This is a genomic window from Paenibacillus sp. FSL E2-0201 (assembly GCF_037963325.1).
Taxonomy (GTDB): Bacteria; Bacillota; Bacilli; order Paenibacillales; family Paenibacillaceae; genus Paenibacillus_AQ.
The window spans coordinates 4,694,415-4,709,263 of sequence record NZ_CP150154.1; the positions used below are offsets into that span (position 1 = coordinate 4,694,415).

The 14,849-nt window shown below is 43.6% G+C and carries 10 protein-coding genes and 1 other annotated feature; of the genes, 3 read left to right on the top strand and 7 right to left on the bottom strand.

The window, feature by feature from the left end:
• Positions 1 to 147 precede the first annotated feature (147 nt).
• The 4 genes from metG to NSU15_RS21470 form a co-directional block, all read right to left on the bottom strand.
• Positions 148 to 2,160, bottom strand: a complete 2,013-nt coding sequence (gene metG / locus NSU15_RS21455; protein WP_076120637.1) for a methionine--tRNA ligase — start codon at positions 2,158 to 2,160, stop codon at positions 148 to 150.
• Between the two features lie 49 nt (positions 2,161 to 2,209).
• Positions 2,210 to 2,470 (bottom strand) — a binding site (T-box leader).
• Between the two features lie 40 nt (positions 2,471 to 2,510).
• Positions 2,511 to 2,774 (bottom strand): membrane protein insertion efficiency factor YidD, encoded by a 264-nt coding sequence (yidD, locus tag NSU15_RS21460; protein ID WP_042129859.1) that lies wholly within the window; start codon positions 2,772 to 2,774, stop codon positions 2,511 to 2,513.
• Between the two features lie 2 nt (positions 2,775 to 2,776).
• Positions 2,777 to 3,238, bottom strand: a complete 462-nt coding sequence (locus NSU15_RS21465) for a Fur family transcriptional regulator (protein WP_042129860.1) — start codon at positions 3,236 to 3,238, stop codon at positions 2,777 to 2,779.
• 227 nt (positions 3,239 to 3,465) lie between these two features.
• The gene (locus NSU15_RS21470) at positions 3,466 to 5,715 is read right to left on the bottom strand and encodes a stalk domain-containing protein (protein WP_339287474.1); all 2,250 of its coding nucleotides are present in this window, start codon (positions 5,713 to 5,715) and stop codon (positions 3,466 to 3,468) included.
• 319 nt (positions 5,716 to 6,034) lie between these two features.
• Between NSU15_RS21470 and NSU15_RS21475 the strand changes: the two genes are divergently transcribed.
• Genes NSU15_RS21475 through NSU15_RS21485 form a run of 3 tightly spaced genes read left to right on the top strand, consistent with a single transcriptional unit; the run spans position 6,035 to position 10,394 of the window.
• Positions 6,035 to 7,837: a sensor histidine kinase gene (locus tag NSU15_RS21475; protein ID WP_339287475.1), complete on the top strand. Its 1,803-nt coding sequence runs from the start codon at positions 6,035 to 6,037 to the stop codon at positions 7,835 to 7,837.
• A gap of 11 nt (positions 7,838 to 7,848) precedes the next feature.
• Positions 7,849 to 9,093: a response regulator gene (locus NSU15_RS21480; protein ID WP_042129866.1), complete on the top strand. Its 1,245-nt coding sequence runs from the start codon at positions 7,849 to 7,851 to the stop codon at positions 9,091 to 9,093.
• Between the two features lie 23 nt (positions 9,094 to 9,116).
• Complete coding sequence (locus NSU15_RS21485) at positions 9,117 to 10,394, top strand: extracellular solute-binding protein (RefSeq protein WP_339287476.1); 1,278 nt, start codon at positions 9,117 to 9,119, stop codon at positions 10,392 to 10,394.
• Positions 10,395 to 10,476: 82 nt separating this feature from the next.
• On the opposite strand, the gene NSU15_RS21490 is transcribed toward NSU15_RS21485, so the two are convergent.
• The 3 genes from NSU15_RS21490 to NSU15_RS21500 form a co-directional block, all read right to left on the bottom strand.
• Entirely contained in the window at positions 10,477 to 12,075 is a 1,599-nt protein-coding gene (locus NSU15_RS21490) for an ABC transporter substrate-binding protein (RefSeq protein WP_339287477.1), read from the bottom strand.
• A gap of 93 nt (positions 12,076 to 12,168) precedes the next feature.
• On the bottom strand, positions 12,169 to 13,131 hold the full coding sequence (locus NSU15_RS21495) for a carbohydrate ABC transporter permease (RefSeq protein WP_339287478.1): 963 nt from the start codon (positions 13,129 to 13,131) through the stop codon (positions 12,169 to 12,171).
• 15 nt (positions 13,132 to 13,146) lie between these two features.
• Positions 13,147 to 14,139, bottom strand: coding sequence for an ABC transporter permease subunit (locus NSU15_RS21500; protein ID WP_339287479.1), 993 nt, complete (start codon positions 14,137 to 14,139; stop codon positions 13,147 to 13,149).
• Positions 14,140 to 14,849: the final 710 nt, after the last annotated feature.

Sequence of the window (14,849 nt, forward strand, 5' to 3'; positions counted from 1 at the left end):
AAGTCAACAATAAATCCTGATAAGATGATTCTGAATTCTATCTTTGCTAATACTTCGAAAAAAGGAATGTTCCCACAGCCTATCCGGCTGAAGGAGCATTCCCTTCCTTGATATAAATTTTCATTTATATATTCTACATTACCAATCTTACTTCACAATAGCTCCATTTGGCATGCTGTCTGGCACCGTTGCTATGGTTAATTGATCACCTTTAGAAGCCGCTAGAATCATCCCTTGTGACAATTCTCCGCGTAGCTTCACCGGCTTCAGGTTCACAATACAAATCACTTTTTGTCCTACCAGCTCTTCCGGCGTGTAGAATTTAGCGATACCAGAAACGACTTGACGCTGCTCATAACCTAAATCCAGCTGCAGCTTCAGTAGCTTGTCGGCTTTCTTTACAGGCTCTGCTGCAATGACCTGAGCTACTCTGAGCTCAGCCTTGGCGAAATCGTCGATACCGATCTCTTCTTTATGCTCTTCCTCAGGCTCGGATACCGCTGGGGCAACAGGAGCTGCTTCGGCTGCTTCAGCCGCAGGCTTGCCAGCACCCATGGCTTCGGCAATATAAGCTACCTCTTGCTCCACATCTAGACGCGGGAAGATAGGATTGCCTTTCACCAGCTTTGTTCCTGCCGGAATCAGACCAAAAGTCTTACCGCTGTCCCAGGTCGTCAGCTCACCTGCTTCGATGCCAAGCTGCTCCCAGATCTTCGCTGGGGTTTGCGTCAAGAACGGCTGCAGCAGAATGGAAGCGGTGCGAAGACCTTCCACAAGATGTCTCATCACGGAAGCTAACTCCGCTGTTCTGCTCTCATCCTTAGCAAGTACCCAAGGCTGTGTCTCATCAATATATTTATTGGTGCGGCTGATAAAGATTCCGATAGCTGTCAACGCTACGGAGAACTCCATTTTTTCCATCGCTTCTTCTACTTTGGCATAAGTGTTCTCTGCCGCAGCTTGAAGCTCACCATCAAATGCTGTTACATTTCCTTCATACGCCGGAAGCTCTCCACCGAAATACTTCTCCACCATTGCACCTGTCCGGTTCAATAGGTTACCAAGGTCGTTGGCAAGATCATAGTTAACCCGATCTACAAAGCTTTCAGGTGTGAATGTACCATCTGAACCAAACGGTACTTCCCGCAGCAGGTAATAACGAAGTGCATCCAGGCCGTAACGATCAATCAAAGTAACTGGATCTACTACGTTCCCTTTGGATTTCGACATTTTGCCATCCTTCATGAGCAGCCAGCCATGTGCAAACACCTTTTTCGGAAGAGGTTCACCTAGCGCCATTAGAATAATTGGCCAGTAAATGGTATGGAAACGAACGATTTCTTTGCCGACAATATGTACATCTGCAGGCCAGAAGTTATCGTACAGACTGCGATCCTCAGAACCGTAACCCAAAGCAGTAATGTAATTCGTCAACGCATCGATCCATACGTACACTACATGCTTTTCGTCGCCTTTAACTTTAACCCCCCAATCGAAAGTCGTACGGGAAACCGCAAGATCCTCCAGACCAGGCTTGATAAAGTTGTTGATCATTTCGTTCTTACGGGATTCCGGCAAAATAAATTCCGGATTCTCCTCATAAAATTGCAGCAATCGATCTGCATATTTACTCATCCGGAAGAAATAACTGGCTTCCTTCACCAGTTCAACAGGATGACCGCTATCAGGGCTTTTTGCGCCAATGATTACGCCATTGTCATCTCGAACGATATCAACCAATTGCGTTTCGGTATAGAAGGTTTCATCCGGAATACTGTACCAGCCTTCATATTCACCTTTATAAATATCACCTTGCTTGAGCAGTCGATCAAAAATATCCTGAACAACCTTTTTATGACGATCTTCCGTAGTACGGATAAAGTCATCATTGGAGATATCTAACTTACGCCATAATTCCTTAATTCCAACAACGATGTCATCTACGAACTGCTGAGGGGTTTTACCCGCTTCCTCAGCCTTCCGTTCAATCTTTTGACCATGCTCGTCTGTACCTGTTAGATAACGTACGTCATAGCCGCGTAGACGTTTGTAGCGGGCCATCGCATCTCCAGCTACAGTAGAATAAGCATGTCCAATATGCAGCTTATCGCTCGGATAGTAGATTGGTGTAGTTAAGTAAAAAGTTTTCTTCTCGCTCATTGATTAATCATCCTTTCTTTCATTAAAAGACAAAAAACTCCCGCCCCTATAATGGGGCGAGAGTATAACTCACGCGATACCACCCAAATTTCCTGTCTCTTCACAGAGAACAGGCTTCGCCAGTTCCTTCCCGGGAACTGTCCATTAACGCTGGAACACGCTGTTATCTTACGTGAACCTCAAATGCAGTTCCCGCTCGAACACAGTTCCTCCCGGACCATATTCAATCTAACGCTCCATACCGGCTTTCAGCTCGAACCGGCTCTCTGTAATGGACGTACCGATTTACTCATCCGTTCCTCGGAATTCATACTATTACCTGTGAATATACCCAATGATAAGGGCCCCTGTCAAGTCGCACGGGCAGAATCCTTCTTCGAGGGTTGTTCCTCAAGAGGTGGAACCGGATCAAGCCCCCCTGGATGGAAGGGATGGCATCTAGCAATCCGCTTGGCAGCAAGCCATGAGCCTTTAAGTGGGCCATGGACTTCAATCGCTTCCAGCGCATAGGCAGAACAGGTTGGATAAAAGCGACAAGTTGCAGGCTTAATTGGGGAAATGTACTTGCGGTACACCCGAATGGGAGCCTGAATCGTTCTTCGAAGGGTCGCCATCCTTAGACCCCTTTTTTGTGATTAGCTGCTGCGACTAGTTCTTCTTCCCGGTTCTCTTCACATTCTTTGCAATAACCGAACACCTCAAATTTATGCTTGACTACCCGGAATTGATCAGGTGTATCCGTTAAATTCATCGGGCAGAAATTAATCGGGTAGGTTTTCTCGCATTGAAGGCAGATCATATGATGATGGTGATCCTGATGATTACAGCTTCCCTTGAATTTCACTCCGTCTTCAAAGACGATTTGTTCAAGTACACCAAGCTCTTCCATTACACGCAGATTGCGGTACACGGTATCAAAGCTAAGTCCGCTATACTTGCGGCCCATATGCTCATAGACATCCTTCGCTGACAAATAACCCTTATTCTCGCCGAATAACTTGGCAAGCGTTTTGCGTTGGTCGGTGATTCGCAGACCTTGCCCCGACATGACCTCTAATATTTGTTCTGTCGACAGCATACGCTCATCTCCCATAACATTTCAGTTCATTTCATTTATACTTCACTCTCTTAATAATGCCCCAAAATAAATGCCCCGTCAATGAAACAACCAAGTGCATGAGCGTTCATCGGAGTAAAATCATACATTTAAATACAAAAAGTCCGGCTGAGTATTCCTTGGTGGAATATTCAGCCGGACTTTTATTTCAGTTAATCCCAAATAACTTAAAGGATGGACATATTATTTTATTTCTTCGCAGGTAGCGGTGTAACTAGGAAATTCACCGGCAAGTTACTACCAGAAGCTGCTGTGAACAAAATCTCCACGGAGCCGCCATAATCGCCAGTACGATAAATTACACTGTTCATGTCAGCACTGGAGAGACTTCCAGATGTCGGCATGTGTACAATTTGACCGTTAACTAAGACAGGACCCATGTAATTACCGCCACGTGGATTAAACGTAATCAAGGAATTAGGTGCAACACGATCGAATTTGATTTTGTATAACACCCCGAAATTACCCGCATTCGATGCTTCAGTACCGTTCATTGGGTCTACGCCGATCAAATTCAAATCACTCGAATTGTCACCGAGAAGAAGTCTCGCAGGAGTTACTCCTACTTCATCGGTAACCGTGATGATGCGTGTAGAATCAGCATAAGTTCCTCTGTTATGCACCCCATCACGATCCAATATTGGAAGTGTAGGCAGTGTTGTCAAAGGATCTTTATTCGCATCGATCATCATGACATTATATTCAATAGGATAATCACTAAATAAATCCGCTTGGAGTGATACAATCTCGCCTGGTTTCATGGCAATTTTGTTTAGATCCGTAAGAATCGAGACGCTTTCCCCGGGTTGTAGGACCGTTGTCTTATAATCTCTTCTAGTCTGCATAGACTCCCAGTACCGCTGCACTGACATTTTACCAGTACCTTCTGGATAAGAGTTTGGACCGCCAAAGCCTACATATTCGGTTGTAATTGTCGTAGGGTACAGATTGTTATTCTTAGCAATCACATACACCTTCGTTTTAATATTCATATTATTCTTGTGGTGAACCAAGAAGCGGGTTCCGCCAAATGATGTTTCTTTATACGTGATCCCTTCCGTATTCACTGTTTCTGGACTGTTACTGCGGATAAGGGTATAAGGCTCAGAAGAAAGGTTATACGCTACCTTCTGCCAAGTTGGAACCATCGATCCATCGATGTTAAATACACTACCTGGAGAACCGAACAATCTGTAGAAATCCTCTTTACTGTACATGATTTCATCTGAAATATTAATGGTCTTCTCAAAAGTGCTGATTGCGCCATGTGAATCTTTTACTTGAATGGCTACTGTTGCTGGACCTGGAGTGAAGAACGCTTCTGCTTTGTTCGTCCAAGTCACTTCAATTTGATCACCGTCTGGGTCGCTGCTTAGATCTGAATAAGTGATCATTTCACCCATTTTGTAAGAGTCTTTGTCTGTCGTGAAATTAGCGACTGGTGGTGTATTCGGTTTAAGTACATTGATGGTCACGGAGTAAGGATCGCTCCATTGTCCATTCGCATCCATAACGGAATAGGATACTACATAAAATCCTGGTTGATCATAAGCATCCTGCTTACCTTCCCAACGTTCATCTACAATAGCTGTACCATTCGGAGAAGAATTGGAGGTCACAAAATTCACAAGCTCACCCGCATAAATCTCAGTCGGCACTGTAAAAGAAGCTTTAGGCTTCGTGTTAAGCGTAAGAATTACTCTTTTTTGCACATTATCAACGGTATAAGGAATGCCTAACGCACCGGTGATGGACGTCAAAGGAACCATGAACGTACCATTAATTTGGTAAGCGGGACCTTTCATCGTCACATTTTTACCATTAACGGAATAGATCTTACTATCCGTCTTAAAGCGCATTACATCGCTTCCTTTGGTAACAATCGTTTCTTTCGTTTTATAATCGTAAATGTATTTCACACCTACGCGCTCTACCATAGCTCGGATCGAAACGTATGAGACACCATTCTTCACGGCCATAGGCTGATTAGCCAAATATTCAACACCGTTTTGGTACATTTTTTTACTGTTCATCATTAGTACAAGCTGATTACTAGCCGCGGCACGAACGCCATCTGTTGGTGTTGGCTGTGTAGTAGGTACAGGTGTTGCTGTTGGAAGTGGTGTTGCTGTAGGTTCAGCTGTTGCCGTAGGATCAGCTGTTACCCCAGGTTCAGTTGTTGCTCCAGGTTCAGTTGTTGCTCCAGGAATTGGAGTAGGAGTTGGTGTAGGTGATACTACTCCCCCTGGTCCCTCAGTCTGCAATGGTGGCAATGGGTCAGTAGCCTCTGGCATAACATCCGTCACAGATGTAGCAGCTGCCCCTACTTCATTGGTATTACCGGAGGTATTATTGACAGCTTCGGCAAAAGCCGGCACTGCCGAAGCGGCCTGAGAGATGGCCAAAACAGCAACTAACGTTAATTTCTTCAAATCCATGATATAACTCCTCTGCTCCTATTTGTAAATATAAGTAGGTCTCTGTCTTTTTCATACGCCTCTTATATTCCCCGCAAAAACGTATCCACCCTCTACAGAGCGGAACAATTGCTTTTTGCCACGTTCGTTATAACAAACCATAGTATTAGACGCATTCGACCGCAAAAAGTTTCATTTTAAGGTAAAGAAAGATTAACTCAGTATTAAATCAACCACAACCCACCCTTCAGCTCCCCCCCGAAAAAAATGAGATTATCCATATAAATATGTGTATTTTGCGGTAAGGTATATTCGCATTCATTTGCTTTTGTTACAATGTATGGAAGAATATCTTTTTCATGCGGGTGATGACATGTCCAAGAAAATCTCCATCCTCGTTCAATTAATCATGGGTTTCTCACTAATCATCTTTACGATCGTAGCCTTTACGATATTTTTGTCCTACCGTTCGTCATCCCAAGCCGTTCTTAACCGGTCGAACCAATATATTCTAGAGTCCGTCAAACAGCTTCAAGGTAAAATGGATGCTATTCTTCAAGATAATGACAAACTCTCATCTACGATCATGTTCAGTCCCTTGATTCAAGAAACACTGGGAGACTTAGCAGAATCCCGCACACCTCATACTGACGCTATGGATATTACCCGCTACATCGATCAACAGACACGTTCCATCAACTCTGACATCCAGTTCAAGCTGCTCGGACTTTCAGATAATCAGGTATATACCAATAGCAGTTCTTTAAAAGTAATCTGGGACAGCGAGAAGGAAATCCGCGGGGCCTATTGGTTTCCAGCTATAGCAAAGAATAACGGCCGCATGGTCTGGTTTGGTGTAGATGTATGGCAGAACGGTACGATCCCTGTGGTCATGGGAGCAAGGCAAATTAATGATTGGAATGATTTAAATCGGTTAGGAACTCTATTTCTCGTCCTCCCTGTGGAGGTCATTCATAACGCTGTCAGCCAATTTCACCTGGGTAAAAATGAGAAAATCCAAATTGTTGATTCATTTAACACCATTGTTTATTCCACGGATCCAAATGAGATTGGGCTGTATATGGATGACAGAATCCTAAATCAATTCAGCAACCATAAAGCACGAATCATCCCGCATACCATAAACTCCCGCAATATGTTCGTATCCTATGCCTATTCAACCTATAGCGAGTGGAGTGTGTTTGCTTATATTGATTCTAAAGAAGCTGTTAAAGATTTAAATGGCATTCGCCGGAATATTATACTTATTGGTTTGTTGGGGATGGCCGCAGCGCTATTGTTTACTTCCTTTTTCTCGTGGACACTATCTAAACCGCTTCGTAATCTCGCAACCAAACTAAGCAATGTTGAGCGTGGAACCACACTGCCTTTTGTAAAGACAACCATGAACAAAGAAATGGCTATCCTTTACTCAAGCTATAACTCCATGCTTCAAAACCTGGACCACACCATTGCTGACCTTTCAAGTAAACAAATTAGTGAAAAACAAGCTCAAATCGTGGCACTAAAAGCACAATTCCGCCCTCATTTTCTCTACAATACTTTAAATACCATCTATTGGTCACTTGCTAATAAGCGCCTGCGAGAAGAGTCACAAATGGTACTCGCACTTAGCGACTTGCTCCGTTATAGCATTGATCGAGGATCGGAATTTGTTACGGTTGAGGAGGATTTACAGCAATTAGAACGGTTCATTTATCTGCAAAAATTACGCTACGAGGACAAACTACAGGTTGATCTGTATGTGAACCCTGAGGTCATGAATCGGCAGCTTATGAAGCTAACCCTTCAGCCCCTTGTAGAGAATGCCATCACTCATGGACTTGAACCTACGCTACGGGAGGTATGGCTCATACGTATTCGAGCCTACAGTGAGGGCACGTTACTTGTGCTAACTGTAGAAGATAATGGGGAAGGCATGAGCGAGTCAAGAATGGCAGAGGCCTTAATCAGTGACGAGGTCAAGCCAGAGAAGCTGCTTCACACCGGCATCGGTCTTTCCAATTTAAATCATCGTATAGAACTAATCTATGGACATGGATTTGGCCTTCATTTATCAACAAGCGAACTCGGAGGCTTATTAGTAAAAGTCACTGTTCCATTACAGTTCGATCAAGGGTAGGGGGCGAAGTGATGAATGTGTTAATTGTTGATGACGAGAGTTTTGTTCGACGTTCTCTGTCAGAAATGCTGGGAAGTGCGAACCAGAATTTTAGCATCATTGGGTCAGTAGAGAACGGATTAGCAGCTGTGCAATTGTTAAAAGAGCATGCTGTCGATCTCGTAATATCAGATATACGAATGCCCGGCATGGATGGACTCGAGCTCTCCAAGCATATCCATGAATGTTATCCTGACACTGAAACGGTTCTGCTCACAGGTTATCAGGATTTCTCCTATGCCAGCCAAGCCATTCGGTACGGTGTTCGAGAATATCTGGTCAAGCCAAATTCAGTCGAAAATATCCTCGAGGTCGTAACAAGTGTGTACGATCGTCTGGAATTAAAAAAGCAACATAGGCAAGTATCGCAACTACGAGAAAAGAATCTACGTGAGAAGCGCCTTTCGGATCTTCTTTATGGCATTCCATTGCCCTATTTTGAAGAACAGCTCATCCCTCCCTTTCATTCTTTTGTCGTCGTAACTGTAAATCATCTAGGTGATGATATGCCACAGTACTGGTCCGAACAAGCAATGTATGCAGCCGTAATCAATATATTAGAAGAGTGTTTTTCACTTTACGCTAACGTTGTCGGCATACAAGAAGAGCAAGAAGCAATAATCATGTTATTCTATCCGCATGAACAATCTGAAAGAATCGATGAGGCGTTGACGCAGGAGACGATGAGTAAGCTGTCAAGTATCTTGAAATCGCCTTTCAGCGCGGGTGTCTCCAACCCTCATTATGACCTTGGAGCTCTCACAACAGCCTATCATGAGAGTCTACAGGCGTGCCAACAGATCAAAAAGGATAGTACACGATCGGTTATCTATTATAATGATGTATCTATGTACTCGGCGTCCCCACAGCTTACGGAACAACTACAGGTTAAGGCTACACGCAGGGTAATCTCTATGATGATTGAGGTAATGAATTCCCGACTCCAAGAGAACCTCTCACTCAAAATGATCGCAGATGAACTATACATGAACCCCACCTATCTTGGTCGTCTGTTCAAAGACGATGTAGGAGAATGCTTCTCCAGTTTCCTAACCAAGCTCCGTATTCAAAAAGCAAAAGAGCTGCTAAATAATGTTACGCTTAAGGTTTACGAGGTTAGTGATTTAGTTGGCTTTAAGGATCCTGCATACTTCAGCCTCATATTCAAGAAATACATGGGTATGACTCCTCAGGAATTTCAGAAGCATAACAAATAAAGTCGAGGTGTGTTCTCTTGCATGTGAACGCTAAGTTGATGACTGTCCTGTTAACCCTTGGATTGCTTCTTCATACAAGTGGTTGCCAGATCTCTCCCTCCAAGGAAGACATTGATCTACAAGACCCGATCCAGCTGAACATCTGGCTTACCGCTGGATCAGGTCTTGAGCCGCTTATAGCCGAGTATCAATCCCAGCATCCCGAGCTAGAAATTCGTATTCAGACCTCTACCTCCACGCAGCTTCCCGCCAAGCTGCAGACTTCATTCGCAGCAGGATATAGTTCCCCTGATGTAGCGGCTATTGATATTAGCTATCTGGATCGTTTTAAGCAGTTCCCCGATTATTTTTATAATCTAACAACATTTGGAGCGAGTGGTCTGAAGGATCAATTCCTGAGTTGGAAGTGGCAGGAGGTGCTCGGGACTGACTTTATCTTCGGATTACCGACTGATATTGGTCCTTACGCTATGTTGTATCGGACTGATATTTTCGCGTTATCTGGACTCCCTACCAAACCTGAAGAAGTAGCAAATAGAATCCAAACTTGGGACCAATTCCTCAGGGCCGGCACTATAGTTCATGAGGCAACTGGCAAAGCCTTTGTCAATGACTTAGAGAATCTGTATCTAACCCTTTTGCGCCAGTCCAAGCTTCAATATTACAGCCCCACTACACAAGAACTGATCGTAGGAAATAATCCTGCAGTTAAAGGAGCCTGGGACTTCGCGATTCAAGCGCTTAAGCTGAATCTATCCGCCGGTATTGCCGTAGATACACAGCGCTGGGGTGCAGGTCTGCTAAATGGAGACTTTGCAGTTATGCTCTGTCCAGCTTGGATGATTGATCATATCAAGAGCAGTGCTCCAACAGCCAGCGGATTATGGAATGTAACGACCATCCCAGGAAACAGCGCTAATCGGGGAGGTTCCGTCCTTACTTTGCCTAGAACAGGCAGTCATCCAGAGGAGTCATTCGCGCTTATCAAATGGTTAACCGAGCCGGCACAGCAACTAATTTCATTTAAGACACAAGGTGCATTTCCCTCCACACCCAAAATTTATAATGATCCAGAGATCCACAACCTGTATGATCCCTATTTTCCTAACTCAGAGATTGGACGTGTCCTATCTACAGCAGCACAAGAAGTAATTCCTACCTATTACGGTCCTCACCATGCTGATGTAGAAATAAATATGCTCGAATACTTGACCAAAGCTGAGCAAGGTAAACTAGATCCCGAGCAGGCTTGGTCACTTGCCATTCAGGTGGCACAAAAAATAGATACTTCCTTCCGCTAACCTATTTATCAATCGCACAATAAAGGCTATCCCCAGCATTATTATCATGCCGGGAATAGCCTTTTAGTTTCGTTTAAAGGATTTATTTTTGAGCAGCTAAGAAAGCATCCAATTGTTTTTGCTTTTCTGCAATAATCTTATCAAGTCCAGCTTTCTTGAGCTTGTCGGCATACTTAGTCAGCACGGTATCTGGATCAACAGAACCGGTGTCCAAACTGATATCGTATTCATCCATTACAGCTTTACAAGCCGCCATTTCAGTCTTCATAGAGGATGCGTCGAAGTTGAAGCCTAGTGCTACAGAAGCTTTACCTTTGGAGTTAAAAGCCTTGAATTGCTCCCATTTGTCTGGAGCTTCACTTTCCCATACAGGATTCAGGAATTGGCTTCCAAGCATCCAGGCGGCAGCAGTATTATAGTCACCCGTTTTGTCAGTAGCTTTAATTGTATCGCCGCTAACGACATCATAATGAACACCTTTTACACCAAATACGAGGAGATTATTGATTTCTTTATCCGTGTGCAAAAGATCTAAGACCATCATGGCACGAGCTGGATCACCAGAAGAAGCGGAGATCGCTAACATCGAACCTGCGGCGTCACTGGTAGAAATCGTTGGTTCGTTAAAGGCAATTTGTTTCAGTTTACCAACCAAACCTGTAGCATTAGCCAATTCGCTATCTTTACCAGGTTTAAGGGATTGTACTGTCATAAAGACATTACCAGCCTTCATTGCATCTTGTGTAGAATTCGTTGCAACGGCCGCATCTTTGTTAATATAACCTTTCTTCATGTATTCACGGGTAAGTTTGATGATTTCCTTATAGCGGTCCAGCTCAATCATAGATTGAATTTTAGTGTCCGATGAATCCTTAAGCAGAACGCCCGGAATTGAAGCATCACCAAGCGTATCGTACTGTGCCATGTACTGAGAGTTGAAGGTCTCTCCTTGTTTGAAATACAGTGGAGTAAGGTCTGGTCTCTTCTCCTTTACAACTTTGAGAACGGCATTCAGATCTTGAATGGTCTTTACATTCGACATATCAATGCCAAGTTCATCAGCAATATCCGAGCGATACACGATCCCGCCTTGTGCGGCTAACTCCTTATTCGTAGGAACGGCATAATTCACACCATTGATCGCAGAACCTTTTAAGAATTGCGGGTCGAGGTTTTTAAGAATCCCTTGGCCATATTCGTTCAATAGATTACCGTACTTGCCGTTATCATCATTAAGCGGGAGGTAAGCACCTTTAGCGGAGTTGGTTACATAGTTTTTCCATTGCGCTGTAAAAATAATATCGAATTTCTCCTGACTGGCAATCTTCAGGTTAACATCATTGTCCCATGGACCCCAGTCGATCGGTGCGATATCCAATTTAGCGTTAATTTTAGGCTCCAGAAGCTTATTGATAGCATCCTCAACAACCTGTTCATCCTTTTGAACGGCACCGACATAGATTAACTTGACAGTATAAGGATCTAATTTCTTCTCAGGTTCAGCTGTAGGATCTGCAGCAGGTTCATCTGTTGCCGCAGCGTTGGTAGCGGTTGCATTTTCACTTGGCGCTGGTGAAGCCCCTTCATTATTTCCGTTATTCCCTCCGCATCCAGCTAAGCTAAGACTGAGTACCACGATAAGCATCAGTGTTAATAGTGCGCTTGTTCGAATAGCCTTCATGTATACCATAACCTCCCTCAAAATATTTATATATGCTGAATCGGACGTTCACACACTTGCGTAGAGCGCCGAATTAAGCCATTCCAAACATCATTAGCCTTTAACTGCACCAACGGTAAGCCCCTTGATAAAATATTTTTGAAAAAACGAGTACACGAACACGATTGGACCGATACCAATAACAGCCATCGCCATTCTTACCGTTTCTGTCGGCAGATTGATTTCTACACCTTGTGCAGCTAAGGCTGCCATCGCTTGAGGGCTTGCAGTCAAGAATTGAACATTCAACATCGTCTTATACATTAGATACTGTAGATTGACATGCCCTTCTGGTGAAATGAAGATCAAGCTGAGATACCAGTCATTCCAATACGCCAAAGTCTGAAATAATCCCACTGTAGCTAACACCGGTAATGACAATGGAAGAATGATTTGAACGAAGATCCGAAACTCCGGTGCCCCGTCGATTTTAGCGGATTCAACAAGTGCCGGCGGAATTGTGTTTGCAAAAAAGGTCCTCAAAATGATAACAAAGAATGCTGAAACCAGCAGTGGCATAATCAGAATCCATAGCGTATCTTTCAAATGCATCATTTGAGTATAAACCAGATACCAAGGTACTAGGCCTCCATTAAACAGCAGTGTAAAAAACATAAAGAACGAAAAGAAATTACGATGTGGAAAATCTCCACGTGAGATAGGATAGGCATACATTGCCATTATCACGAGACTCAGAATCGTTCCAACCACTGTCACAAATAAGGAAACGGCAGCTGCATCTATAATTTGCCAATAATCTTTTAACAGAAATTCATAAGAAGAAATATCCCACTTGCTAGGAAAAAAGCTATAACCATTCTGTACAACGGATTTCTCATCCGAAAACGATACGATAATTACGAGAATCAACGGGACCACACAAATCGCTGTGTAGATCCAGAAGAATATATTAATTAACAAATTGGAAATATTCGAAATTTCATTGGGTTGTCTTTGCCGTTTAGTTCTCTTTCCTGTATGACCCGACGGCCCGATTGCAGTTTCTGTCTGGCTCAACACTCCCACCTCCCTCTAAAATAACGCATCATCTTTACTTATTCGTCGTACGGCTAGATTCGCTAAGAAGATCAGTAGAAATCCTACAACAGATTGCACGAGACCCGCGGCAGAAGACATCCCTATATCACCAATCGCTAGGAAGGTCTGATACACATAGGTGTCGATAACTTGCGTAGTGGAGTATAATGCGCCTGCATTTCTAGTAACCTGAAAGAACAATCCGAAGTCTGCGTTAAAAATCCTGCCGATCTGCAGCAGCGTCATTACGATAATAACCGGACTGATCAGTGGTAGTGTGATTTTGCGAATCTGCTTCCATTTAGAAGCACCATCGATCAGCGCAGCCTCATAATATTCATGATCTATACCGATGATCGCAGCCATGTAAATGACCGTCGTATATCCAATCTCTTTCCACAGCTTCACTATCACTAGAATCCCCGGCCAATATTGCGACTGGGAGTACCATTCAATTGGATCGACTCCAAATAAAGGAAGCAGCGTCTTGTTCATAAACCCATGCTCTGCACTCAGAAAGCCGTATACTAAATAACTAACGACGACCCATGAGAGAAAATACGGGAGAAACATCGCACTCTGATGGAATTTCGATAGCCATCTGCTGCGCATTTCGTTAAACATAATCGCAAAAGCCAGCGAAAAAAATAGTGTAAGTACAATAAACGCAGTGTTGTACAATAGAGTATTTCTTGTAATAACCCAAGCCGTCTCCGTCGAGAATAGATACTTAAAGTTCGCTATCCCCACCCAGTCGCTGCCTAGAATCCCTTTCTGGTAATTGATATCCTTAAAAGCAATTACCGTCCCTAACATCGGTATGTAGTTATTGATGATCAGAATAATAATGGCTGGGAGCATCATCAAATAGAACACCCAATATTTCTTCATCACTCTTAGAAAATTCGGCACTCTCCCCCTGCCTCTTTTCTTTACTTCTGACAAGCTGACGGAAGGATTCGTCACACTCATTTTCAGTTCCCCCATTTCCCCATCATCCCAATCTAAGGCCATTATCACGCTGTTAAGCTACCGTCTTGCATTTCCTTCTTACACTCTAATTAAAACATATGATAAATTATGGGAGTATAGGGAACATATTATATTTCTATAAAAAAAGAGATGATTATCCTTAGTAACTAAGGATAATCATCTCTAATGTTTAAAATCATTTAATTTATTACAGCCGTAGGCTGAATTACTATGTACTTATCACAGCCGCAGGCTGGTCGATAATCTTTCGCTCTTCTATCACAGCCGTAGGCTGGTCGATAATTCTTTCGCTCTTCTATCACAGCCATAGGCTGATCGATAATTCTTTCGCTCTTCTATCACAGCCATAGGCTGGTCGATAATTCTTTCGCTCTTTATCACAGCCGTAGGCTGGTCGATAATCTTTCGCTCTTTATCACAGCCTCAGGCTGGTCGATAGTCCATTCATTCCCTAAGGAGTCCCCACATCCGCAGGAGTGGGACGACACCATACCCACAACAAAGTGTGGTGAGGGAGAAGGAACGGAGAGGAAGTTTGGAACTGTAGGAGCGTAGCGTTCGCCTAAAAGCTTTCCTTGGAAAGCTACCTCGGAAGCATATGCTATCCTCGGATTTCAACCGCGAGCAGCGGTTTCCAATCAAGAAATCCGAGGATAACAGCGACCGGAAGTCCAAACATTCCTCGCAGTGACGCTAAACCTCAC